21 protein-coding genes and 4 tRNA genes are annotated in these 23,121 nt (G+C 66.0%); 19 read left to right on the top strand and 6 right to left on the bottom strand.

Annotated features, from left to right (window positions below):
- Positions 1 to 25: 25 nt before the first annotated feature.
- A complete protein-coding gene (locus N800_RS00995; RefSeq protein ID WP_036133691.1) occupies positions 26 to 646 on the bottom strand; it encodes a TetR/AcrR family transcriptional regulator in 621 nt (206 codons plus the stop codon).
- Positions 647 to 858: 212 nt separating this feature from the next.
- Here N800_RS00995 and ndk point away from each other — a divergent pair, with 212 nt between their 5' ends.
- The 12 genes from ndk (at position 859) to tadA (ending at position 13,764) form a co-directional block, all read left to right on the top strand.
- Positions 859 to 1,284: a nucleoside-diphosphate kinase gene (gene ndk, locus N800_RS00990; protein WP_036133688.1), complete on the top strand. Its 426-nt coding sequence runs from the start codon at positions 859 to 861 to the stop codon at positions 1,282 to 1,284.
- A gap of 156 nt (positions 1,285 to 1,440) precedes the next feature.
- Complete coding sequence (rlmN, locus tag N800_RS00985; RefSeq protein WP_052107789.1) at positions 1,441 to 2,619, top strand: dual-specificity RNA methyltransferase RlmN; 1,179 nt, start codon at positions 1,441 to 1,443, stop codon at positions 2,617 to 2,619.
- Complete coding sequence (gene pilW / locus N800_RS00980; RefSeq protein ID WP_052107781.1) at positions 2,609 to 3,439, top strand: type IV pilus biogenesis/stability protein PilW; 831 nt, start codon at positions 2,609 to 2,611, stop codon at positions 3,437 to 3,439. The genes rlmN and pilW overlap by 11 nt, the downstream gene beginning before the upstream one ends.
- A gap of 17 nt (positions 3,440 to 3,456) precedes the next feature.
- A complete protein-coding gene (locus N800_RS00975) occupies positions 3,457 to 4,251 on the top strand; it encodes a helix-turn-helix domain-containing protein (RefSeq protein ID WP_232227502.1) in 795 nt (264 codons plus the stop codon).
- Positions 4,252 to 4,311: 60 nt separating this feature from the next.
- Entirely contained in the window at positions 4,312 to 4,938 is a 627-nt protein-coding gene (locus N800_RS00970; RefSeq protein WP_036133684.1) for a YfgM family protein, read from the top strand.
- On the top strand, positions 4,938 to 6,146 hold the full coding sequence (gene bamB, locus N800_RS00965; RefSeq protein ID WP_052107779.1) for an outer membrane protein assembly factor BamB: 1,209 nt from the start codon (positions 4,938 to 4,940) through the stop codon (positions 6,144 to 6,146). The genes N800_RS00970 and bamB overlap by 1 nt, the downstream gene beginning before the upstream one ends.
- Positions 6,147 to 6,228: 82 nt before the next feature.
- Positions 6,229 to 7,632, top strand: coding sequence for a ribosome biogenesis GTPase Der (der, locus tag N800_RS00960; protein ID WP_036133680.1), 1,404 nt, complete (start codon positions 6,229 to 6,231; stop codon positions 7,630 to 7,632).
- 25 nt (positions 7,633 to 7,657) lie between these two features.
- A complete protein-coding gene (gene moeB / locus N800_RS00955) occupies positions 7,658 to 8,785 on the top strand; it encodes a molybdopterin-synthase adenylyltransferase MoeB (RefSeq protein WP_036133677.1) in 1,128 nt (375 codons plus the stop codon).
- An 84-nt stretch (positions 8,786 to 8,869) separates the two neighbouring features.
- Positions 8,870 to 9,751 (top strand): bifunctional methylenetetrahydrofolate dehydrogenase/methenyltetrahydrofolate cyclohydrolase FolD, encoded by an 882-nt coding sequence (folD, locus tag N800_RS00950; protein ID WP_036133889.1) that lies wholly within the window; start codon positions 8,870 to 8,872, stop codon positions 9,749 to 9,751.
- 383 nt (positions 9,752 to 10,134) lie between these two features.
- A complete protein-coding gene (gene guaB / locus N800_RS00945) occupies positions 10,135 to 11,592 on the top strand; it encodes an IMP dehydrogenase (RefSeq protein WP_036133675.1) in 1,458 nt (485 codons plus the stop codon).
- A 96-nt stretch (positions 11,593 to 11,688) separates the two neighbouring features.
- Entirely contained in the window at positions 11,689 to 13,254 is a 1,566-nt protein-coding gene (gene guaA, locus N800_RS00940) for a glutamine-hydrolyzing GMP synthase (RefSeq protein ID WP_036133672.1), read from the top strand.
- A gap of 12 nt (positions 13,255 to 13,266) precedes the next feature.
- A complete protein-coding gene (gene tadA, locus N800_RS00935) occupies positions 13,267 to 13,764 on the top strand; it encodes a tRNA adenosine(34) deaminase TadA (protein ID WP_036133668.1) in 498 nt (165 codons plus the stop codon).
- Between the two features lie 6 nt (positions 13,765 to 13,770).
- Here tadA and N800_RS00930 read toward each other — a convergent pair whose 3' ends face one another.
- The gene (locus tag N800_RS00930) at positions 13,771 to 14,226 is read right to left on the bottom strand and encodes a DUF2721 domain-containing protein (protein WP_052107778.1); all 456 of its coding nucleotides are present in this window, start codon (positions 14,224 to 14,226) and stop codon (positions 13,771 to 13,773) included.
- Between the two features lie 68 nt (positions 14,227 to 14,294).
- Between N800_RS00930 and orn the strand changes: the two genes are divergently transcribed.
- Complete coding sequence (gene orn / locus N800_RS00925) at positions 14,295 to 14,861, top strand: oligoribonuclease (RefSeq protein ID WP_036133665.1); 567 nt, start codon at positions 14,295 to 14,297, stop codon at positions 14,859 to 14,861.
- 96 nt (positions 14,862 to 14,957) lie between these two features.
- Here the strand turns inward: orn and N800_RS00920 are convergent, their stop codons facing one another.
- The 3 genes from N800_RS00920 to ppsA all read right to left on the bottom strand — a co-directional run bounded on the left by N800_RS00920 (position 14,958) and on the right by ppsA (position 19,483).
- Positions 14,958 to 16,010 carry a lipid A deacylase LpxR family protein gene (locus tag N800_RS00920; protein ID WP_036133662.1) on the bottom strand — a complete coding sequence of 351 codons (1,053 nt, stop codon included), beginning with the start codon at positions 16,008 to 16,010 and terminating at the stop codon, positions 14,958 to 14,960.
- A 178-nt stretch (positions 16,011 to 16,188) separates the two neighbouring features.
- A complete protein-coding gene (locus tag N800_RS00915) occupies positions 16,189 to 17,103 on the bottom strand; it encodes a mechanosensitive ion channel family protein (RefSeq protein WP_052107777.1) in 915 nt (304 codons plus the stop codon).
- 4 nt (positions 17,104 to 17,107) lie between these two features.
- Positions 17,108 to 19,483: a phosphoenolpyruvate synthase gene (gene ppsA, locus N800_RS00910; RefSeq protein WP_036133659.1), complete on the bottom strand. Its 2,376-nt coding sequence runs from the start codon at positions 19,481 to 19,483 to the stop codon at positions 17,108 to 17,110.
- A gap of 151 nt (positions 19,484 to 19,634) precedes the next feature.
- Between ppsA and ppsR the strand changes: the two genes are divergently transcribed.
- The 6 genes from ppsR to N800_RS00880 all read left to right on the top strand — a co-directional run bounded on the left by ppsR (position 19,635) and on the right by N800_RS00880 (position 21,618).
- On the top strand, positions 19,635 to 20,456 hold the full coding sequence (ppsR, locus tag N800_RS00905) for a posphoenolpyruvate synthetase regulatory kinase/phosphorylase PpsR (protein ID WP_036133656.1): 822 nt from the start codon (positions 19,635 to 19,637) through the stop codon (positions 20,454 to 20,456).
- Positions 20,457 to 20,564: 108 nt separating this feature from the next.
- Entirely contained in the window at positions 20,565 to 21,062 is a 498-nt protein-coding gene (locus tag N800_RS00900; protein ID WP_036133652.1) for a DUF1249 domain-containing protein, read from the top strand.
- A 45-nt stretch (positions 21,063 to 21,107) separates the two neighbouring features.
- Positions 21,108 to 21,183: transfer RNA gene (locus N800_RS00895), tRNA-Ala, on the top strand.
- Positions 21,184 to 21,229: 46 nt separating this feature from the next.
- Positions 21,230 to 21,305, top strand: a tRNA-Glu gene (locus N800_RS00890).
- A 126-nt stretch (positions 21,306 to 21,431) separates the two neighbouring features.
- A tRNA-Ala gene (locus N800_RS00885) sits at positions 21,432 to 21,507 on the top strand.
- Between the two features lie 35 nt (positions 21,508 to 21,542).
- A tRNA-Glu gene (locus N800_RS00880) sits at positions 21,543 to 21,618 on the top strand.
- Between the two features lie 100 nt (positions 21,619 to 21,718).
- Here N800_RS00880 and N800_RS00875 read toward each other — a convergent pair.
- Positions 21,719 to 23,086, bottom strand: coding sequence for an MFS transporter (locus N800_RS00875; protein WP_036133649.1), 1,368 nt, complete (start codon positions 23,084 to 23,086; stop codon positions 21,719 to 21,721).
- Positions 23,087 to 23,121 lie beyond the last annotated feature (35 nt).

Below are 23,121 nucleotides of genomic sequence, written 5' to 3'. Positions count from 1 at the left end.
AATTCGTAAACGAATTGGGTGGGGGTCAGCTTTTGAAGCCGGCGGCGCTGAAGCGGATCAACTCGTGGGCGGCGCGTTCGCGGTGCGCCGCCTCGGAGACGCCCGTGGGGCGCTTGATCAGCCCGAAGTCGGCCATGGCGTAGGTCAGCGCACCGGCCAGGAAGTCCAGGCGCCAGTACAGCTCTTCCTTGCTCAACCCTGGGACGGCCGTGGCGATGGCCTTGGCGAAGTCGCGCAGCACATGGCCGTAGTGGTCGGACAGGAACTTGCGCAGGTTGTCGTTCTTCTCCGCGTAGGCGCGGGCCACCACGCGGACGAAGGCGCCGCCACCGTGCCGGTCCTGGGCCATGGCCAGAGCGGGCTCCACGAAGGCCGCCAGGATCGGCTCCAACTCGCCAGGGTGCTTTTCCAGCGCGTCCTTCAACGCTGTGAGCCGGTTGGCACTCATCTCGTCCATGCGTCGACGGAAAACCTCGTTGACGAGGTTTTCCTTACTGCCGAAGTGGTAGTTGACCGCCGCGATGTTCACGTCCGCCAGGCTGGTCACCTGCCGGAGGGAAGTGCCCGTGAACCCGAATTGGGCGAAGAGTTCCTCGGCGGCACCCAAGATGCGGTCCTTGGTGGAAAAATGAGCGGAGGTGGCCATGCATACATTCCTGAATCAAACGCTTGTTTGATGCTAGACCCGCGCGGCCGGGGCGTCAATGGAAACCTCGCCGTTGGCTGCAAATTGCCGGCGCAATCCGCTAGAATTACCTCAGCCTCGTTGGCTAAACCCGCGATTTGTCGCGGGTTTTTCTGTTATCCTCGGGCGCGAACCCATTCAAGTTCAGCGGCCCGCCTACCCGGAGACTTCCCATGGCGCTGGAGCGCACCCTGTCCATCATCAAGCCCGATGCCGTTGCCAAGAACGTGATCGGCGAGATCTACACCCGCTTCGAGAAGGCCGGCCTGAAGGTCGTCGCTTCCAAGATGAAGCAGCTCTCGCGCGCTGAAGCGGAAGGCTTCTACGCCGTGCACCGCGAGCGTCCGTTCTTCAACGCGCTGGTCGAGTTCATGATCTCCGGCCCGGTGATGATCCAGGTCCTGCAGGGCGAGAACGCCATGCAGAAGAACCGCGACCTGATGGGCGCCACCAACCCGAAGGAAGCCGCCGCCGGCACCATCCGCGCCGACTTCGCCGACAGCATCGACGCCAACGCCGTGCACGGTTCGGACAGCGTGGAGAACGCCGCGATCGAGATCGCGTACTTCTTCCCGGCCACCGACGTCTACGCCCGTTGATTGACCCGTCGGTCGGCTGGTTCGCCAGCCGACCGACACCTAGCAGGAACCGACATGACCACCCCGCGCGCCACCATCGACCTCAAGCTTGCCGATGCCCCCGTTGCACCGGCTGCGCAGGCGACCGCGCCCGTCGAGGTGGACGTGACGGGCAACATCGTGACCGGCTCGAAGAAGGAAGATCCTGCCGCCGCGCCCGCGGCCGGCAAGAAGAACCTCTTCGACATGGATCGCGCCTCCCTCGAGCGTTTCTTCGAGGAAACGCTGGGCGAGAAGAAGTTCCGCGCGCACCAGGTGATGAAGTGGATCCACCACCGCTACGTCACCGACTTCGCCGACATGACCGACCTGGGCAAGGCGCTGCGCGCCAAGCTCGAGGCGCACGCAGAAGTGCGCGTTCCGCAGGTGATCTTCGACAAGGCTTCCACCGACGGCACCCACAAGTGGCTGCTCGGCATGGATCCCAAGAACGCCATCGAGACGGTCTACATCCCCGACAAGGGCCGCGGCACGCTGTGCGTGTCGTCGCAGGTGGGCTGCGCGCTCAACTGTCAGTTCTGCTCCACTGCCACGCAGGGCTTCAATCGCAACCTGACCACCGCCGAGATCATCGGCCAGGTGTGGGTTGCGGCGCGCCACCTGGGCAACGTGCCGCACCAGCAGCGCAGACTCACCAACGTGGTGATGATGGGCATGGGCGAGCCGCTGGCCAACTTCGACAACGTCGTCCGCGCGATGAGCATCATGCGCGACGATCTGGGCTACGGCCTGGCCAACAAGCGCGTCACGCTGTCCACGGCCGGCATGGTGCCGATGATCGATCGCCTGGCCGCCGAGAGCGACGTGTCGCTGGCGGTCTCGCTGCACGCACCGTTCGACGAGTTGCGCACCGAACTGGTGCCGCTCAACAAGAAGTACCCGCTGGACCAGTTGATGGACGCCTGTGTGCGTTATGCGCGCGGCAAGAAGTCGTCCGTCACTTTCGAATACACCCTGATGAAGGGGGTCAACGACCAGCCTCAGCACGCTCGTGCGTTGGCGCGGATGATGCGGCAGTTCGACAACGCGGTGCAGATGAAGGACGCGGCCAAGGTCAACCTGATCCCGTTCAATCCGTTCCCGGGCACGCGCTTCGAGCGACCCGACGAAACGGCAATCCGCAGCTTCCAGAAGTTGCTCAACGAGGCCGGACTGATCGCCCCCGTCCGCCGCACGCGCGGCGACGATATCGACGCCGCCTGTGGCCAGCTGAAGGGGCAGGTCATGGATCGCACCCGGCGCCAAGCCGAATTCCGCAAGCAACTCCAGGCTCAGGGCGTGGACGATGCAGCCTGAGCCGCGTGGCATCGCCAACCATGTCACGCGCATCGCGATCGCGCTGACAGGGGTGGTGGCGGTGCTGGCTGGCTGCAACCGTCTTGATTTCGTCAAGCCCGACCCGCGCCGCCGCGATTTTGACCGGACCGCGCACGAGGTCGAGCTGCGCCGCCAGGCGCCTGATTCCACAGCGCTGGTCCAGCGCGGCCAGCAAGCGCTTCTGGCGGGCGATCTGGAGGCTGCTGACGATTCAGCCCGCAAGGCGGCGCGGATCGATCCTCGTTCCGCGCCTGCGCAGACGCTCCTGGCGCTGGTGGCCGACCGGCGGGGGCAGGCGGCGAAGGCGGGCGAGCACTACCGTCGCGCCCTCGACCTGGCCCCTGACACAGGTGTCATGTTGAACAATTACGCTGCTTGGCTGTGTTCGGCAGGGCGGGCGGTCGAGGCCATGCCGCTGTTTGAACGAGCGGCCGCGGCGCCAGGTTATGCAACGCCTGGCGCGGCACTGGCGAACGCGGGCGTCTGCGCCGACAAGGGCGGAATGCCCGGGCAGTCGGAACAATTGCTGCGACAGGCGCTCGAGGTGGATCCGGTCAACGTGGTGGCGCTGGCGGCGATGGCCGAGCGTGAGTTCCTGGCGGGGCGTGCCTTCGAAGCCCGCGCATTTTCGGAACGGCGTCTCGCTGCAGGCCCTGCGGATCGGCGCGCCTTGGAGCTTGCGTCACAAATTGAGGAAAAACTGGGCGACAAGGCCGCCGCGGCCAAGTACGTTCAGCAAATACGGGTGGAGTTTCCGGCCGTGCCGGACTCTAATTCAGGGGATATCAACAGGCGATGAAACTGTCGGGGCACGTCGTGGCTGATGTTTTCACGGGTTGTGGTGAGCAACTTAGGCAGGCACGGAACGCCGCCGGACTCTCGATCGAGACGGTATCCAGTCGCAGCAAGATGCCGATCCGGGTGGTTGAGGCCATTGAGGCCGAAAACTGGGAATCCCTGGGCGCCGAGGTCTTCATCCGCGGGCAGCTCCGCAGTTATGCGCGCCTGCTGGGTGTCGACCTGGAGCCGCAACTGCAGCAGCGGCACGTTGCTCCCACCGCACTGCCGCCACTTGTAAGCCATGCCCATACGCCCCCGCTGCGTCGCATGGCCGAGCAAGCTGGCCGCCGGGCGGTCTATATCGCACTGACCGTGGTCATTGTCGCCCCGGTCATCTTTGCGTCCCGCTCGCACCTGGGGGGCGGCTCAGCCGGCACGGTGAAGTCGCTGGACAACTACCCGGTCCCTGAACAACCCGCGGCCGAGACCGCAGCGTCCACGCCGGCGCAACGCACTCCGGTGATCGCGTCGATGGCGTCGATCACACCCCCGGCCGCAGCCGCCGCACCCGCACTGGAACTGGTTTTCTCTGGCGACAGTTGGGTGCAGGTGTATGGCGCCAATGGCAGCACCCTCGAGAAGGGACTGCTTACCAGTGGTGAGCGCCGCAGTTACCAGGCCGGCCAGGTGGGTCGCGTCGTGCTGGGCAATTCCTCGGCCGCGCAGGTGCTGCAAGCCGGCAAGCCGGTTGATCTGGCTGCGTTCAGCCGAGCGAACGTGGCGCGCTTTACGCTATCCTCTGACGGTTCCCTCGCGCCGGTGGTCGACTGACCCGCGACGCGGGTCATTCAAAACCACTTGGGCCCCAGCCGGCTGGCGGGGCGAGACAGCATGGCGATCGACGAGCTCCTAGACGAACACGAACAGAGTGAACGCGTCCGCGAATGGCTTCGCCGCAACAGCGGCGCACTGATTGGCGGAATTGCCCTTGGGCTAGCGGCGATTGGCGGATGGAAGTGGTGGGAGAACCACCAGCTCCAGCAGAAGCTGCAGCAGGCTGATGCCTATCAGGCGGCCGTTGACGCAGCAAAGGGCGGCGACAAGCAGGCCGCGGCCAAGGTCAAGGGGCTCGAAGGTGCCTATGCGACGCTGGCTTCGCTTGAACTTGCCAAGTCGCAGGTCGAGTCCAATCAGGTGGACGCCGCTATCGCCACGCTTCGCGGCATCAAGGCCACCGATGCGGCGCTGTCTGAAGTGGTGAACGAGCGCCTGGCGCGCCTGCTGATCGACGCGAAGAAGGCTGACGAAGCCCTCAAGCTGATCGGCACGCTCGACACGCCTGCAGCCCTTGAAGTGCGCGGCGACGCACACCTCGCACTCGGGCAGCAGGACAAGGCCCGCGAGGCCTATGACCAGGCCCTGACCAAGCTCGCCGTGGGCTCGCCGCAGCGCGGCTTGCTCGAGCTGAAGCGCTCCGAAGTCGGCGGCGCCCCCACCCCCAGCGAGGCCAAGTCCTGATGAAGTCGAACTCCCACGTGGGCCGCTCCGGCTCGACGACCGTCGTGCGCGTTTCGCTGGTGCTGGGCTGCGCGCTGGCGCTGGCGGGCTGCTCCACCGTCAAGGGCTGGTTCGGTGGCAAGAAGGGCGATGAAAAGCCCAACGAGCCCCTCGCGCTTACGGACATCACCCCGACCGTGGCCGTGTCCAAGCTCTGGTCGGCCAACGCCGGCAAGGGCGAGGGCCGTATGGGCGTGGGCCAGCGCCCCGCGGTGGTCGACGGCCGCGTCTACGCTGCCGCGGTCGAAGGCGGTGTGCGCGCGTTTGACCTGCAGACCGGCAAGCTGGTGTGGAGGCACGAAACCAAGAAAGAATTGACCGGCGGCCCGGGTGCGGGCGACGGGCTGGTCGTGGTCGGCGGGCTGGATGGCGAGGTCATCGCGCTCGACGCCGCCACCGGAACGGAAAAGTGGCAGGCAAAGGTGACGGCGGAAGTGGTCGCACCGCCTGCGGTGGGCCAGGGCCTGGTGTTCATCCGCTCCAACGATGGTCGGGTCACCGCGCTGGATGCCGCCACGGGCGAACGGCGTTGGTTCTGGAATCACGACCTGCCCACGCTGACGGTGCGCGGCAACGACGCGCCTACGCTGGGGCCTGGTGTGGTGTTCGTAGGCAACGATGACGGCACCATTTCGACGCTGGCGATGGCTGACGGCCGCGCACTGTGGGAACAGGCCGTGGCCGAGCAGGATGGCCGCACCGAGCTGGACCGCATGGCGGATGTTGACGGATCGCCGCTGTTGGATGGCACCACCGTTTATGCCACCAGCTACAAGCAGCAGACCATCGCCATCGACGGCCCCAGTGGTCGCCCGATGTGGGCCAGCAACCACGGCGGTGCCGGGGCGCTGGGCAATGCGTCCGACCGGCTCGTGATCTCGTCGCCCAATGGCACCGTCTATGCGCTCGACAAGGCCGGCGGTAACGCCTTGTGGCAGCAACCCGGCCTGGCCCGCCGCAGCCTGACTGCACCGGCGGTTCAGGGCGACTACGCCGTGGTGGGCGATTACGATGGCTACCTGCACTGGCTGCGCCTGGACAACGGCGAGTTTGCCGCACGCGCCCGCATGGGCGGCACCACCCTGCGCGCCACCCCGGTGGTGGTTGACGGTATCCTCGTCGCGCAGAACGTGGACGGCGAACTGACCGCTTTCCGCCTCGGCCAGTAAGGCCTGCCGGGCGTCTGCCCGGCCTCAAGCCCCGGTCCTGTATGGGACCGGGGTCGTTTCGTTTTTGATCGGGTAGGTTTCGATGCTTCCGCTCGTCGCGCTCGTTGGTCGTCCCAACGTCGGAAAATCCACGCTGTTCAACGCGCTGACCCGCAGCAGGGACGCGCTTGTGCACGACCAGCCGGGCGTCACGCGCGACCGTCACTACGGCGTTTGCCGCCCGGAAGGGCAGCGCCCGTTCATGGTGGTGGATACCGGCGGCATCGCCGGTGAGGGTGAGGGCTTGGCCGGTGCCACCACCCGCCAGGCCCGCGCCGCCGCCGAGGAGGCCGACCTGGTGCTGTTCGTCGTGGACGGCCGCGAAGGGCCCTCCGCGCTGGACGACGAGATCCTGGCATGGCTGCGCAAGGCGGCCCGTCCGACGATGTTGATCGTCAACAAGACCGACGGCCTCGACGTGCAGGCGGCCATCAGCGAGTTCGTCCGCTATGGCATCAGCGAGGTCCATGCCACCTCGTCCGCGCACCGCCAAGGCATCGACACGCTCATCGAGCGCGTGCTGGGCAAGCTGCCGGAAGAGGGCGCCGCCGAGGCGCTGGACAACGACCCCAATCGCATTCGCGTGGCCTTCATCGGCCGTCCGAACGTGGGCAAGTCGACGCTCGTGAACCGCCTGCTGGGCGAGGAGCGGATGATCGCATCCGACGTGCCGGGCACCACCCGTGACTCGGTAGCCATCGACATGGAGCGCGACGGCCGCCTGTACCGCCTGATCGACACCGCCGGCCTGCGCCGCAAGTCCAAGGTGGAAGAGGCGGTGGAGAAGTTCTCCATCGTCAAGACCCTGCAGGCCATCGAGCAATGCCAGGTGGCCGTGGTGATGCTGGATGCGGGCGAGGGCGTAACCGACCAGGACGCCAGCGTGCTGGGCTACGCCCTGGACGCCGGTCGCGCGCTGGTCGTCGCCGTCAACAAGTGGGATGGGCAGACCGACTACCAGCGCCAGCAGGCCGAGGCGCTGTTGATCCGCAAGCTGTCCTTTGTCGAATGGGCCGAAGCGGTGCGCATCAGTGCCAAGCACGGCTCTGGCCTGCGCGAGCTGTTCGCGGCCATCCACCGTGCCCATGCGTCGGCGACGCACGAGTTCGGCACCAGCGAAGCGACCAAGGCGATGGAAATCGCCTACGAAAGCAACCCACCGCCGGTCGTGCGCGGGCACGTGGCCAAGCTCCGCTTCTGCCACCCGGCCGGGACCAATCCGCCCACCTTCGTCGTGCACGGCACCCGCCTGCGCACGCTGAGCGACTCGTACAAGCGCTACCTGGAGAACTTCTTCCGCAAGCGGTTCAAGCTGGTCGGCACCCCGGTGAAGTTTGTCTTCAAGGAAGGCACCAACCCGTACGAAGGCAAGAAGAACGTGCTGACCGAGCGCCAGATCGCCAAGAAGAAGCGTCTGATCCGCCACGTGAAGCGCCGCGGCAAGTAAGGGCGTAAAGGCGGATAATGCCGCCATGAGCGTCGAGACGATCACCCCCGCCGAAGCCCGGCAGCGGCAGCAACGCGGCGTCCTGCTGGTGGACGTTCGCGAGCCGCATGAGCACGCTACCGGCCATGCTACGGACGCCCTGTGCGTCAGCCGTACCACGGTCGAAACGGACCCCATCGGGGTACTGCCCGACCGCGGTGCCGAGGTCATGCTGATCTGCCAGGCTGGCAGCCGCTCCCTGCGCTGCGCCGAAGTGCTTGTGGCGGCGGGCTACCGCCAGGTGGTCTCCGTCGAGGGCGGTACCGCGCGCTGGATGGCGGAAGGACTTCCCGTCACCGTGCCGGAAGGCGACCGGGACTTCTACGACCGCTACTCACGCCACCTGCGCCTGCCGGAAGTGGGCGAAGCGGGGCAGCGGAAGCTGCAGGCCGCACGCGTGGCGGTGGTCGGCGCAGGCGGGCTCGGGTCACCCGCGGCGTTCTACCTGGCCGCAGCGGGCGTGGGGCACCTGATGCTGGCCGACGATGACATGGTCGACCGCAGCAACCTGCAACGGCAGATCCTGCACACCGAAGCGCGGGTGGGCGTGCCCAAGGTCGAATCCGCGCGGATCGCACTGACCGCCCTCAACCCCAGCATTGCGGTCGAGGTGCTGCCCCAGCGCATCACCAGCCAGAACGTCGAGGCGCTGATTGCCGATGCCGACGTCGTGCTCGACGGTGGCGACAATTTCCCGGTGCGCTACCTGCTCAACGACGCCTGCATCAAGCTGGCAAAACCGCTGGTTTATGGCGCGGTGCATCGGTTCGAAGGGCAGGTGAGCGTGTTCGATGCGGGACGCCAGCGGGGCGTGGCGCCGTGCTACCGCTGCCTCTTCCCCGAGCCCCCTCCGCCTGAGGCGGCGCCCAACTGCGCCGAAGCCGGGGTGCTGGGTGTGCTGCCGGGCGTCATCGGCATGCTGCAGGCCACCGAAGTGCTGAAGTTGCTCCTTGGCATTGGCGAGCCATTGACCGGTCGCCTGCTGCACTTCGACGCGCTGGCCATGCGCTTCCGCGAGACACGCCTGACTCCTGACCCGGACTGTCCGGTGTGTCGGGCAGGCCTGCCGTTCCCGGGATACATCGACTACCAGGCTTTCTGTTCGGCGCACTGAAAGGCCTGGAGGCCAGGGGTGTCCGGCCAGATGGCCGCGCGGGATGCGATAATGCGCGGCCGCACCTGTTCCCCGGACCATCGCATGACGGCTTCCCAAGCCCCCGCCCGCATCCTTGACGGCAAGCGCATTGCCGATGATCTGCTCGACAACCTCAAGGCGAGGGTGGATGCGCGCGTCGCGGCCGGCAAGGCGCGTCCCGGGCTGGCCGTGGTGCTGGTGGGCAACGACCCGGCGTCGGCCGTGTACGTGCGCAACAAGCGTCGTGCGGCCGAAAAGGTGGGTATCCGTGCGATCGACTTCGACCTGCCGGCCGATACCAGCGACGAGGAACTGCTGGCGCTGATCGACCGGCTCAACACCAACCCGGAAGTGCACGGCATCCTGGTGCAACTGCCGCTGCCGGACCGTCGCGACGCCACGCAGCTGATCCACCGCATCGATCCGCGCAAGGACGTGGATGGCTTCCATCCGGAAAACGTCGGCCATCTGGCGCTGCGCCAGTTCGGCTTGCGTCCGTGCACGCCGCGGGGGATCACCACGCTGCTGGCCTATACCGACAAGCCCGTGCGCGGGCAGAGCGCAACCATCGTTGGCGTGTCCAACCACGTGGGCCGCCCGATGGCGCTCGAGTTGCTGATTGCCGGCTGCACCGTGACCAGCTGCCACAAGTTCACTCCGCCTGAAGTGCTGGAAGCCGCCGTGCGCGGCGCCGACATCCTGGTGGTGGCCGTGGGCCGCCCCGGCCTGATCCCGGGCGAGTGGGTCAAGCCGGGCGCAGTGGTCATCGACGTGGGTATCAACCGCCTGGACGACGGCCGCCTGGTGGGCGACGTCGGTTTCGACGCAGCCGCCCAGCGCGCCAGCTGGATCACCCCCGTGCCGGGGGGCGTGGGCCCGATGACCGTGGCCACCCTGATGCAGAACACCCTGGAAGCGGCCGAAGCCCTCGACCCGGCAGTCTGACTCAGGCGGTGGCACTGCCGTCCCCGCGAAGATCAGGTCGCTGGAGCCGTCGGCTGCCGCGGTTGAGCGGCACAACGTTTCGAAGTGCATTCGGGGAGCTGGCGACCATTCCCCATTCCGGACAGCCGGAAAAGTGGCGGCCCCTGCCGAAACAATGTGTTTCGTGCGTAGCAAATTGACCCTGGTCGGCACACAGCCCGAACGGCGTTGCGCGCCACGCTTTTCGCTCTTCCCCTAGCCCCAGCCGCGTTTGGAGCGGGTTGTGGGGTAGTTCGGGCACCAAGCGAATCCCGTGGAGGGACTGCCCGGACTACCCCGCAACCCGCCCCACAGCCCCCCAAAAAAAGTTACAATGACGCGCTTCATCCTCCCCGGACCCGGCCATGCTGCGTATCCAGGCTGAAGCGCTCACCTTCGACGACGTCTCGCTCGTCCCGGCGCATTCGACCGTCCTGCCCAAGGACGTTTCCCTCGCCACCCGCCTTACCCGCGACCTGAGCATCCGCCTGCCGATCGTATCGGCGGCCATGGATACCGTGTCCGAAGCCCGTCTGGCCATCGCCATGGCGCAGCTGGGCGGCATCAGCATCCTGCACAAGAACATGAGCCTGCAGGCGCAGGCCGCGCAGGTGGCGTCGGTCAAGAAATTCGAAGCCGGCGTGATCAAGGAGCCGTTCACCGTCGGTCCCGAGACCACCATCGCCGAAGTGCTGAAGCTCACCCGCGCCCGCAACATCTCCGGCGTGCCGGTGGTGGATGGCGGCCAGCTGGTCGGCATCGTCACCAGCCGCGACATGCGCTTCGAGAAGAAGCTGGACGATCCGGTCCGCCACATCATGACCAAGAAGGACCGTCTGGTCACGGTGCGCGAAGGCGCATCGGATGAGGAGGTGCTGGGCCTGCTGCACAAGCACCGCATCGAGAAGGTGCTTGTGGTCAACGACGGTTTTGAGCTGAAGGGGCTGATCACCGTCAAGGACATCCAGAAGAAGTCCGACAACCCCAACGCCGCCTACGACAGCAGCGAACGCCTGCTGGTCGGCGCCGCGGTGGGCGTGGGTGGTGACACCGAAGCCCGCATCGAAGCGCTGGCAGCGGCGGGCGTGGACGTGGTGGTGGTCGACACCGCGCACGGCCACAGCCAGGGCGTGCTGGACCGCGTGAAGTGGGTCAAGAAGAATTTCCCGCAGTTGCAGGTCATTGGCGGCAACATCGTCACCGGCGATGCAGCGCTGGCCCTGATGGACCACGGTGCGGATGCAGTGAAGGTGGGCGTCGGCCCGGGCTCGATCTGCACCACGCGCATCGTTGCCGGCGTCGGCGTGCCGCAGATCACCGCGGTGTCGATGGTGGCCGAGGCGCTGCAGGACCGCATTCCGCTGATCGCCGATGGCGGCATCCGCTACTCGGGCGACATCGGCAAGGCGATCGTGGCGGGCGCGTCCACGGTGATGATTGGCGGCCTGTTCGCCGGCACCGAGGAAAGCCCGGGCGAGATTGAACTGTTCCAGGGCCGCAGCTACAAGAGCTACCGTGGCATGGGCTCGCTGGGCGCGATGGAGCAGGGCTCCAAGGACCGCTACTTCCAGGACGCGTCCGATGCCGACAAGCTGGTACCGGAAGGCATCGAGGGCCGCGTGCCGTACCGCGGCTCGCTAGGCGGCGTGGTGCACCAGCTCGCCGGTGGCCTGCGTGCCACGATGGGCTACGTGGGCTGCGCGACCATCGAGGACATGCGCAAGAAGCCCAGCTTCGTCCGGGTGACCAACGCCGGTTCGCGCGAGAGCCACGTGCACGACGTGCAGATCACCAAGGAACCGCCGAACTACCGCGCCGGATAAGGCGATAGAAGAAGGGAGACGCCAGCGTTTCCCTTCTTCGTTTCTGGCAACCGATATCGCGGCCCATGCCGCACGCTTACGAAAGACACGGCCCCCATGACCGACATCCACAGCGACAAGATCCTCATCCTCGACTTCGGCGCGCAGTACACCCAGCTGATCGCCCGCCGCATCCGCGAGATAGGCGTGTATTGCGAGATCTGGGCGTGGGACCACGACCCGGAGGACATCGCCAAGTTCGGAGCCAAGGGCATCATCCTGTCGGGCGGTCCCGAGTCGACCACGCTGCCGGGCGCGCCCGTCGCGCCGCAGCAGGTGTTCGACAGCGGGTTGCCGATACTGGGCATCTGCTACGGCATGCAGACCTTGGCCGCGCAGCTGGGCGGTGCTACCGAAGCCGCCGACCAGCGCGAGTTCGGGCACGCCGAGGTGCAGCTGGTTGCGCACGACGCGCTGCTGGGTGGCCTGAGTGACCATGATGGCGAACCGCGCATCGACGTGTGGATGAGCCACGGCGACCACGTTTCCAAGGCGCCGGCGGGCTGGACCATCACCGCCACCACCGACCGCATTCCTGTCGCCGCCATGGCGCTTGAGGAGAAGCGCTGGTACGGCGTGCAGTTCCACCCCGAAGTAACCCACACCAAGCAGGGCAGCGCGCTGCTGCGCCGTTTCGTCGCCGACATCTGCGGGTGCAAGACGCTGTGGACCGCGGCCAACATCATCGACGACCAGATCGCCCGCGTGCGCGAGCAGGTCGGCTCCGATGAAGTCATCCTCGGCCTCTCCGGCGGCGTGGACTCTTCGGTCGTCGCGGCGCTGTTGCACAAGGCCATCGGCACGCAACTGACCTGCGTGTTCGTCGACACCGGGCTGCTGCGCTGGAACGAAGGCGACCAGGTCATGGCGATGTTCGCCGAGCACATGGGCGTCAAGGTCGTGCGCGTCAACGCCGCCGACCGCTACTTCAAGGCGCTGGAAGGCGTCAACGACCCGGAAGCCAAGCGCAAGATCATCGGCAACCTGTTCGTCGAGATCTTCGACGAGGAGTCGAACAAGCTCAGCAATGCCAAGTGGCTGGCGCAGGGCACGATCTACCCGGACGTGATCGAGTCGGCCGGCAGCAAGACCGGCAAGGCACACGTGATCAAGAGCCACCACAACGTGGGCGGCCTGCCGGAGGACATGAAGCTCAAGCTGGTGGAGCCGCTGCGCGAGCTGTTCAAGGACGAGGTGCGACGCCTGGGCGTCGAGCTCGGCCTGCCGCGCGAGATGGTCTACCGCCACCCGTTCCCGGGCCCGGGCCTGGGCGTGCGCATCCTGGGAGAGGTCAAGCCCGAGTACGCCGAGCTGCTGGCCAAGGCCGACCACATCTTCATCGACGAGTTGCGGAAGGCCGATCTGTACGACAAGACCAGCCAAGCCTTCGCCGTCTTCCTGCCGGTCAAGTCTGTGGGCGTGGTGGGCGATGCCCGCGCGTACGAGTGGGTGATCGCGCTCCGTGCGGTGGAGACCATCGACTTCATGACCGCGCACTGGGCGCACCTGCCGTACGAGTTCCTGGGCACGGTGTCCAACCGCATCATCAATGAGCTGCGCGGCGTGTCGCGCGTCGTGTACGACATCAGCGGCAAGCCGCCGGCCACGATCGAGTGGGAGTGAGTCCGGTCGCCCATGAGCACGCCGGAAACATCACCGCAGACGGACATCGATGAGCGCTGGATGCGCCATGCGTTGACGCTGGGCGAGCGGGCCCAGCGCGAGGATGACGAAATCCCTGTCGGTGCCGTGCTGGTGTCTGCCGACGGACAAGTTCTGGGCGAGGGTTGGAACCGCAACATCACCGAGCAGGACCCGACGGCCCACGCCGAGATCGTCGCGATGCGGCAGGCGGGCAAGCGCGTAGGCAATCATCGTCTGCTCGGGGCCACCCTCTACGTGACGTTGGAGCCGTGCGCGATGTGCGCGATGGCGATGATCCACGCCCGTATCGCACGAGTGGTGTTTGGCGCATCGGACCCCAAGACCGGGGCCGCGGGTAGTGTTTTCGATCTGCTTTCCGACCCGCGGCACAACCATCGGGTGGAGGTCGTCGGCGGCGTCCTGGCCAATGAGGCCGGGACGCGATTGACCAATTATTTCCGCGCCAAGCGCGGGCGCCCCTTGGTCTGATCCACCTCAGTTGCGGCGGCGCGCCAGTTCCTGGTCGAGCTCATCGTCGAAACTGGTCACCGCCAGGCTCACTTCGCGCCACATCAGGGTGCTGGCGACCAGCAGGCAAAGCACACCGATCACCGCGAGTGCGGTAGGCACCATCCCCAACTTGAAGTTGAACAGCGTGTCAGCCGCCAGGCCCAGGCTGGTGCCGACGAATGCGCCGAGCGCCAGGTACAGCATCTGGCAGGTGCGCAGTACGAGGTGTGCGCGGATGCGGTGGCGGCGAATCTGGCGATCGCGCTGCTCGCGATCCGGGGCATCGTCCTTCCATTCCTTGATCAGCGCTCGCAGCCGGTCGACGACGCGGGCCAGGCGCGTATTGGCCGAGATCAGCAGCGAGCCGGTCGCGGCCATCAACAAGGCCGGTGCCAGCATGGCGGTCAGGATGGCGTGTTCGCCGAAGATGGACAGGTCCAAGGTTCGCTCCGTCGATGAAAGAGGCTCTGCGATATGATGCGCCGTCCCTTCACGTATCGCGAGTACACGTGGCCACTTCGCCGAACGAACACCGCCTGATCTGGATCGACCTGGAAATGACGGGTCTGGACACCGATCGCGATTCGATCATAGAGATTGCGACGGTGGTAACCGACGGCGACCTCACCGTGTTGGCTGAGGGGCCGGTGTTCGCCATTGCCCACCCGCTGGAACGGCTGCAGGCCATGGACGACTGGAACCGCAACCAGCACACCAAGTCGGGCCTGTGGCAGCGCGTGCTGGAGGAGGGCGTTGCCATGGAGGATGCCGAGGCGCGGACCTTGGCCTTCCTTGCCGAGTGGGTGCCCGCCAAGGCGTCGCCGATCTGCGGCAATTCCATCTGCCAGGATCGTCGGTTCCTGTATCGCTGCATGCCGAAGCTGGAGCAGTACTTCCACTACCGCAACCTGGACGTCAGCACGGTCAAGGAGCTGGCGCGCCGCTGGGCGCCGTCCGTGCTGGCGGGCGTGCAGAAGGCCGGCAAGCACACCGCATTGGCTGACATCCACGACTCGATTGCCGAGTTGCGTCATTACCGGTCTGCGATGGGGCAGTTGGGCGGCCTTCGGGGCTGAGTTAACTGCCCGGGAGTTACCCATGCAAAGGGCAGGGCGACTGATGGCGGGTGTCATCCGCCGCATCCTCTTGGCTGGGGTGATGCCAGCCGGTCATTAGAAGAGGCGACTCACGGTAAAACTGCCAAACGCCGGTCGCTCATGCTGCCCATCGAACTCGCGCGTGCGGAAGTAGCGGGCAAACGCCAGCTTCCAGCGGCGATGGGTGAGCGCGAAACCGATGGCGCTTTCCGCCACGAACGGCCGTTTGTCGACACTGTGGCTGTGCTGGAAGGCATTGCCATCCAAGGTGGCATCGTAGATGGCCCAATAGGCGTCGAAAGCCAGGAACGCGTGCCAGGTCCAGCCGGGGGTAACACGTCCGTCACTGGGCGGTGCAGTGTTGTCGCCAGCCGGTCGTACCGGACTGGAGCCGAAGTCATCGGGTAGATGCCGACCCAGACGCACTTCGAATCCTGAATTCACGCGGGTCATCGCATTGCCGAAGGCCGCGCCCCAGTGGGTGATCGCGTCGTGCCCATACCCGCTGTCCCCCCAGTTGCGCGCATTCACGCGGTACGAGCGCTCGTGGCGGATGCCAAAGATCGGCTCGTCGTCCAACTGATGCTCCCAGCCCTGGAAGTGCTCCGAGCCGGTGAGATCGTGGATGGCACTCTGCGCCTGCCGGGCATGCGAACTGGGGCCCATCATTCCCAATCCCAGCAGGGTGGTGCGCAGCACATCGCCCTTGCGGGCGTTGTAGCCGAAGGTGACGTACAGCAGCCCGGCATAGGGCCGGTCTTCCACCACCAGGTCGGTTCGAGTCGGATCGCTTGGGGTGAAGATGCCCTGCGTCACCCGGACGATCATGTTCTGCTGGTCGAAACCTTCCGGCTGCACGATGTCCAGATAGCGGTTCAACAGCCGCGCTGGACGCGGCAGGCACGGGTCGTCGGTGTAGTCGGCCAGGTTGGGCGACACCAGCGTCAGTTGCACGCCACTGGTGTAGCCCTGGTCCTGGTTGGCGAACAGGTCGTTATCGACCCGCACGCTGACGATGGGAGGGGACAGCTGGAGAGCTGTGGGGTCGGTGCAGGCCGGTGACGCAGCCTGTGCGGCAAAGGAAGTGCCGCCAATCGCGGCAAGCATGAACAGCGTTGTATGGCGCATGGCATCAGACGGGCGCGATGCAGCGCGATCCAGACCGCGCTGCCCAAGGTGGGGAATATCAGCACGGAGAATGTGCGGTTTCGAGGCGTGCTCACCAAGCCGCCATCGCGACACGTATCGTTCCGCCAGCCGCACTGGCGGAACGAGTCACTTTCTGAGCATGGCCCCGCTGTAGCCGTCAGGCCTTGGGCGGAAGATCCCCGTCATCCGCCACGGAACGCGCCAGCAAATCGGCCAGCGGGCGGCCATCGTCGTCGTGGTGGTACACGTGCAGGTCCCGTTGCGGGTAGGGGATGTTCAGCCCCTTGGCGATGATCCGGTCGCGGATGCCCTGGGTCAGGTCACTGCGTACGCGGACGAGATCCTCGGTGGGCACCCAGGCGCGGAGTTCCAGGTCCACGCTGCTTTCCGACAAGTTCAGCACCAGCACCTCAGGCTTTGGCTCCTTGAGCAGCTTGGGGTGCTCGTCGGCCAATTCCAGCAGCGTTTCGCGTGCCACGCGCAGGTCGTCCTCATAGCCCACGCCCACCTTGATGTCGACGCGGCGCTTGGTGTTGGCCGTGAAGTTGATGATCGGCGCGGTGGTGATGAGGCTGTTGGGGATGATGACGCTGCGATTGTCGACCGTGCGCATCCGCGTCTGGAACACGCGGACCTGCTCGATCGTGCCTTCGATGCCCGCGGCCTGCACCATGTCGCCGACGTGGAACGGGCGCTGCATGATCAGCATGACGCCCGAGGCGATGTTGGACAGCGAATCCTTCAGCGCCAAACCAATCGCCAGACCGGCCGCACCCAGCACCGCCATGACCGAGGTGGTCGGCACGCCCAGCGATTGCAGTGCGGCCACCACCACGATGACGAGCATCGCGGCATAGGCGATGTTGCGCAGGAAGCCACGCAGGGTGGCTTCCATGTTGGCGCGCTCGAAGGCGCGGTCCAGTCCCTTCGACAGGCGCTTGGCCAGCCAGATCCCCAGCAGCAGGATCAGCACGGCGCCCAGCAGTTTCAGGCCCCAGCGTTCGGCTTCGGCCAGGAAGTTGATGCCTTCCAGCTTCTGCAGCGACTTCTGTACCTCAGCCTCCAACGCCATCCGGTCAGCCGCCGTTCTTGGCCTTGGCCAAGCGCAGCCAGGTATCGACGACGGTGTCCGGGTTCAGCGACACCGACTCGATGCCCTGTTCCATGAGCCACACGGCCAGGTCCGGGTGATCGCTCGGACCCTGTCCGCAGATACCGATGTACTTGCCCTTGGCCTTGGCGGCCGAGATGGCCATCGACAGCATCTTCTTCACCGCCGGGTCGCGCTCGTCGAACAGCTTGGCGACGATGCCCGAATCGCGGTCCAGGCCCAGGGTGAGCTGGGTCAGGTCGTTGGAGCCGATGGAGAATCCGTCGAAGATGTCGAGGAACTCGTCGGCCAGCAGGGCGTTGGACGGGACCTCGCACATCATGATGACCTTCAGGCCGCCTTCGCCCTTCTTCAGGCCGTTGGCTTCCAGTACCTCGATGACCTTGCGGCCTTCGTCCAGCGTGCGCACGAACGGGATCATGACCCAGCAGTTGGTCAGGCCCATCTGCTCGCGGACCTTCTTCACCGCGCGGCATTCCAGCGCGAAGCAGTCGGCGAACGACGGGTCCACATAGCGGCTGGCGCCACGGAAGCCGATCATCGGGTTCTCTTCGTGCGGCTCGTAACGGCTGCCGCCGATGAGGTTGGCGTACTCGTTGGACTTGAAATCCGACAGGCGCACGATCACCGGGTTCGGCGCGAACGAAGCGGTGATGGTGGCGATGCCTTCCGCGAGGCGGTCGACATAGAAGTCGACCGGGTTGCCGTAGCCGGCGATCCGCTCATCGATCTTGCGCTTGGTCTCGGCGTCCTGCTGGTCGTACTCCAGCAAGGCCTTGGGGTGCAGGCCAATGTGGCTGGCGATGATCATTTCCAGGCGCGCCAGGCCCACGCCCGCGTTGGGCAGCATGGCGAAGTCGAAGGCACGCTCGGGATTGGCAACGTTCATCATCACCTTGAGCGGGGCTTCCGGCATGCTCTCCAGGTCGGTGACGAAACGCTCGAAGGGCAGCGTGCCGGCGTAGATGAAGCCGGTGTCGCCTTCGGCGCAGCTCACGGTGATGGGCTGGCCATCGACAATGGTATCCAGCGCGTTGCCGGTGCCCACCACGGCCGGCACGCCCAGCTCGCGGGCGATGATGGCCGCGTGGCAGGTGCGGCCACCGCGGTTGGTGACGATGGCGGCCGAGCGCTTCATCACCGGCTCCCAGTCCGGGTCGGTCATGTCGGCGACCAGCACGTCGCCCGGCTGCACGCGGGCCATGTCATCCAGCGAGCGCACCACGCGCGCCACGCCGGTGCCGATCTTGTGGCCAATGGCGCGGCCTTCGCACACCACTTCACCGCGCTGGCCGAGCTGGTAGCGCTCGATCTGCGTGGCGTGGGCGCGTGACTTCACGGTCTCCGGACGGGCCTGCACGATGAACAGCTTGCCGCTGACACCATCCTTGGCCCATTCCACGTCCATCGGACGGCCGTAGTGCTGCTCGATGACCAGCGCCTGCTTTGCCAGCTCCTGCACGTCCTCGTCGGAGATGGAGAAGCTGTTGCGCAGTTCAGCCGGCGTGTCCTCGATCTTGACGCGCTCGCCGGGCTTGTCCGAATACACCATGCGCAACTGTTTGGCGCCGATGGAGCGGCGCAGGATGGCGTGCTTGCCCTGCTGCAGGGTGGGCTTGTAGACGTAGAACTCGTCGGGGTTGACCGCGCCCTGCACGACCATCTCGCCCAAGCCGAAGCTGGAGGTAACGAACACGACGTCGCGGAAGCCGGACTCGGTGTCCAGGGTGAACAGCACGCCGGACGCGCCGACGTTGGAGCGCACCATCAGCTGCACGCCGGCCGACAGGAAAACGTCCTCGTGCTTGAAGCCATGGTGCACTCGGTAGGCGATGGCGCGGTCGTTGTACAGGCTGGCGAAGACCTCCTTGACCTTGTGCACGACGTCGTCGGCGCCGGTCACGTTGAGGAAGGTTTCCTGCTGGCCGGCGAACGAGGCGTCCGGCAGGTCCTCGGCGGTGGCCGAGGAGCGCACGGCCACGGCCACGTCACCACCGCCGTTCTCGGCGCACAGCTGCACGTAGGCCTTGCGGATGTCGGCGTCCAGGTCCGGCTGCAGCGGGGCGTCGATGACCCAGCCGCGGATTTCGGCACCGGCTGCGGTCAGCGCGGGCACGTCTTCGACGTCCAGCGTGGCCAGCTTGTCGTAGATGCGCTGGTGCAGGTTGTTGTGGGCGATGAAGGCCTTGAAGGCCTCCGCCGTGGTCGCGAAGCCGCCCGGGACGGAGACGCCGAGGTTGGCCAGGTTGCCGATCATCTCGCCGAGCGAGGAGTTCTTGCCGCCGACGCGGGCAAGGTCGGACAGGCGCAACTCGTGCAGCCAGAGGATGTTCTCGTTCAAACGGGCGATCTCCGTGGGGCGGGGTGTCCGGATATGTCCGGGCGCACAGAAGCTAATATGATCGCAGGCGTGCCGGACCCGTACAAGGTTGATCCGGTGAGGCTTTTCGTATTGACACGGCCTTTTGGGTCGATTTTGGTTGGAGCAGGGGATGCCAGGCACGCGGGCGGTTTTCTACGTTTCGGACGGAACGGGCATCACGGCGGAGACCATCGGCCACAGCCTACTGACCCAATTCACCAACACCCGGTTCGAAAGCATCCGCATTTCGTTCGTGGACAGCGTGGAACGGGCCGAAATGGCCGCCGCGCGGATTCGGGCGGCGGCGCTGACCCACGGCACCCGCCCCATCGTCATCAATTCCTGCATGGACGCCAATGTGGGCGCCGCCCTGGCCGAGAGCGGGGCATTGATGCTGGACGTCTTCGAGCCGTTCATTGGCCCGCTGGAGCGTGAGCTGGGCGAGACCCGCGAGCACCGGATCGGCCAGGCCCACGCCATCGTCGACTTCGACCAGTACCACCGCCGCATCAACGCGATGAACTTCGCGCTGACCCACGACGACGGCATGTCGGTGGACTACGACGGGGCGGATGTGATCCTGGTGGCCGTCTCGCGGGCGGGCAAGACGCCCACCTGCGTGTACCTGGCGCTGCAGTACGGCATCCGCGCGGCAAACTACCCGCTGACCGAGGAAGACCTGGAGCACGACAACCTGCCGGCGCGCCTGCGCCCGCACCGGCGCAAGCTGTTCGGCCTGAGCATCGACCCGGTCCGCCTGCAGCAGATCCGGCAGGAGCGGCGGCCCAACTCGCGCTACGCGCAGCTGGACACCTGCAGGCGCGAGGTGGCGGCAGCGGAGAAGATGTTCCGGGCCGAGCGGATCCCCACGCTGAGCACGACCAATACGTCGATCGAGGAAATCGCCAGCAAGGTGATGACCACGCTGGGCATTTCGCGCGTGATGTTCTGACGGCGGGGCAGGGCGGGAAAAAGCGCCCGGACGCTTTCCCAACGTAGGCTTGACGGGCGTCCGCGTCAACGCTGCCGCGCGGGCAAATCGCCGTGTAGCATCGACGCCATGAATGCAGTGCTTTCCCGCCGCCATACGCGTTTCCCCCGGCTGAGCCGCCTCGGCTGGCTGATGGGGCTGTACGCGGAAAACCACGCCAAGCTCGTCGGCCTGTTCGACATGCGTGCGCTGGCGCCCGGGCATTACGTGTCGATGGCCGGAGACGGACTGGAGCTGCACCTCGAGGTGATCGAGCAGCACCGCTACACCACCGAATTGCGCCTGTCGTACGCGATGCTGGACCCGGTGACGGGTGAGCCCGACCCGTCGGCCCACGTGCGGGTCTACCACGACGCGCAACAGGTGGAAGTCACCCACTGCTACGTGGGGCGGCGCTGGCAGGACGTGATCGGCATGAATCCGCCTCCGGATGCGGTGTTTGGCTACCGCTTCCGGATCAACACATTCCTCGGGAAATGGCTGGATTACCTGGCACAGCAGGGCCATGGCATGGCGACCGTGCAGGAGTTGCGTCCTGCTGTAACCGCGGTTTCAAAATCCGCTTGACGGACTGCGGAACTGACCCTAAAGTAGCGGTCTTTCCAGCCCTGTGGGGCCATAGCTCAGCTGGGAGAGCGCCTGCATGGCATGCAGGAGGTCGGCGGTTCGATCCCGCCTGGCTCCACCACTGGTTGCTGGAAGTAGCTGTAAAACAGGCCAAAGCTGTACTCCGCGTCCCCATCGTCTAGAGGCCTAGGACATTACCCTTTCACGGTAGCGACCGGGGTTCGAATCCCCGTGGGGACGCCACTATTCATCAAGCAGGGCTGCCGAAAGGTGGCCCTGCTTGTTTATGAAACACCCGGAAAACTTCGTGAAGATTTTCTTTGACGAAGTGGAAAAGGCTCGATAAGATGCGCGCCTTTCCAGCCTCGTGGGGCCATAGCTCAGCTGGGAGAGCGCCTGCATGGCATGCAGGAGGTCGGCGGTTCGATCCCGCCTGGCTCCACCACTTTTACGGAAATCGCGTGACTCGATTTCCACGACGTCCCCATCGTCTAGAGGCCTAGGACATTACCCTTTCACGGTAGCGACCGGGGTTCGAATCCCCGTGGGGACGCCACTTCGAACGGAAGTGGGTGACACGAATTACGACACGGGCCGCGCAAGCGGCCCGTTCGTTTTTTGAGTCGGAGAAGCGCGGCGCAGGCGCCGCTGTTGCATCACGGGTGGGCAACGCTCGCCTGCTGGGCGGGGCGTTCATCGCGATCCAGCCACGTCTCGGCCTTGTTGCGCAGGAAGAACACGTATACCACCAGCGAAACCGCGATGATCCCCGTGACGTAAACCACGAAGCCGGGGACATGGCCGCTGCGCAGGCTGGCCTGGTAGAGCAGGGGCGCGGTGCCGCCGAAGGCGGAATTCGCCAGCGCATAGCCCAGGCCGACGCCAAGCGCACGGACGTGGGTGGGAAACAGCTCGGCCTTCACCACCGCATTGATCGACGTGTAGCCGGTGAGGATGACGAAGCCCAGGGCGAGGGTGGCGAATGCGACGGTCGCGTTGGTCTGCATCGGCAGCCACAGCAGCAGCACCCAGGTGTAGAGCACGCCGCCCACGCCGAAGAACACCAGCAGCGACTTCCGGCCCACGCGGTCGGACAGCCACCCGCCCAGCGGCTGGAGCAGCATCAGCAGGGTGAGCGCGGCCAGGTTGATGCGGGTGCCGGTGATGGCGTCGCCGCCGGCGAACATCCCCTGGATGATCTTCGGCCCGTTGACCGAATAGGTGTAGAACGCGACCGTGCCGCCTGCGGTGATCAGGAAGCACAACAGCAGCGGTCGCCACTGATGGACGAACAACTCGCGCAGCGACCCGGACGCGCGAGCGCCGCCCGCACGGGCGCGGGCGATCGCCTCGCTGGTCAGTGATTCGTCCATGGTGCGGCGTACCCACCACACCACCAGCGCCCCGAGGCCGCCGATACCGAAGGCGACGCGCCACCCCCAATCCGCGATCTGGTGTGTTTGAAGGCCCAGCAGCATCGCCAACAACAGCGCCTGCGCCAGCACGTGGCCGCCGACCAGGGTCACATAGTGGAATGACGAGAGGAACCCACGGTGCCCGCGGATGGCCGCCTCGGACATGTAGGTGGCGCTGGTGCCGTATTCGCCGCCGGTGGCAAACCCCTGTACCAGCCGGGCGAGCAGCAGGATCGTCGGCGCGGCTGCGCCAATGCTGTCGACGGACGGCGTGATTGCGATGGCGAACGAACAGGCCGCCATGAGGGTGATCGAAACGGTCAGCGCGAGGCGGCGACCATAGCGATCGGCGAAGCGGCCGAACCACCACGCGCCGATCGGGCGCATCAGGAAGGTCACCGCGAAGATCGCCCAGATCAACAGGGTGGCGTTCTTGTCCCCGGGGCGGAAGAACTTCGCTTCGAAGTACGTGGCGAACACCGAGTAGACGTAGACGTCATACCACTCGACGAGATTGCCTGCCGATCCCTTCAGTGTGTTCGAGACGGAGCGCGACAGGCTGGCGGGGGCGCGCGTGGCGTCCAGTACCGCGGTGGCGGGTGAAGACATTCGGGAGCTCGCGTGGCGTATGTCCCGAGTATAGG

Source organism: Lysobacter daejeonensis GH1-9, from assembly GCF_000768355.1.
GTDB lineage: Bacteria > Pseudomonadota > Gammaproteobacteria > Xanthomonadales > Xanthomonadaceae > Aerolutibacter > Aerolutibacter daejeonensis.
The sequence above is the reverse complement of the archived record's forward strand: the minus strand, read 5'-3'. Positions and strand labels throughout refer to the sequence as shown.

Bases quoted from the DNA above. Each gene is read 5' to 3' on its own strand.
- N800_RS00995 (WP_036133691.1), bottom strand. From the start codon at position 646: ATGGCCACCTCCGCTCATTTTTCCACCAAGGACCGCATCTTGGGTGCC.
- ndk (WP_036133688.1), top strand. From the start codon at position 859: ATGGCGCTGGAGCGCACCCTGTCCATCATCAAGCCCGATGCCGTTGCC.
- pilW (WP_052107781.1), top strand. From the start codon at position 2,609: ATGCAGCCTGAGCCGCGTGGCATCGCCAACCATGTCACGCGCATCGCG.
- N800_RS00970 (WP_036133684.1), top strand. From the start codon at position 4,312: ATGGCGATCGACGAGCTCCTAGACGAACACGAACAGAGTGAACGCGTC.
- bamB (WP_052107779.1), top strand. From the start codon at position 4,938: ATGAAGTCGAACTCCCACGTGGGCCGCTCCGGCTCGACGACCGTCGTG.
- der (WP_036133680.1), top strand. From the start codon at position 6,229: ATGCTTCCGCTCGTCGCGCTCGTTGGTCGTCCCAACGTCGGAAAATCC.
- moeB (WP_036133677.1), top strand. From the start codon at position 7,658: ATGAGCGTCGAGACGATCACCCCCGCCGAAGCCCGGCAGCGGCAGCAA.
- folD (WP_036133889.1), top strand. From the start codon at position 8,870: ATGACGGCTTCCCAAGCCCCCGCCCGCATCCTTGACGGCAAGCGCATT.
- guaB (WP_036133675.1), top strand. From the start codon at position 10,135: ATGCTGCGTATCCAGGCTGAAGCGCTCACCTTCGACGACGTCTCGCTC.
- guaA (WP_036133672.1), top strand. From the start codon at position 11,689: ATGACCGACATCCACAGCGACAAGATCCTCATCCTCGACTTCGGCGCG.
- tadA (WP_036133668.1), top strand. From the start codon at position 13,267: ATGAGCACGCCGGAAACATCACCGCAGACGGACATCGATGAGCGCTGG.
- N800_RS00920 (WP_036133662.1), bottom strand. From the start codon at position 16,010: ATGCGCCATACAACGCTGTTCATGCTTGCCGCGATTGGCGGCACTTCC.
- N800_RS00915 (WP_052107777.1), bottom strand. From the start codon at position 17,103: ATGGCGTTGGAGGCTGAGGTACAGAAGTCGCTGCAGAAGCTGGAAGGC.
- ppsR (WP_036133656.1), top strand. From the start codon at position 19,635: ATGCCAGGCACGCGGGCGGTTTTCTACGTTTCGGACGGAACGGGCATC.
- N800_RS00900 (WP_036133652.1), top strand. From the start codon at position 20,565: ATGAATGCAGTGCTTTCCCGCCGCCATACGCGTTTCCCCCGGCTGAGC.
- N800_RS00875 (WP_036133649.1), bottom strand. From the start codon at position 23,086: ATGTCTTCACCCGCCACCGCGGTACTGGACGCCACGCGCGCCCCCGCC.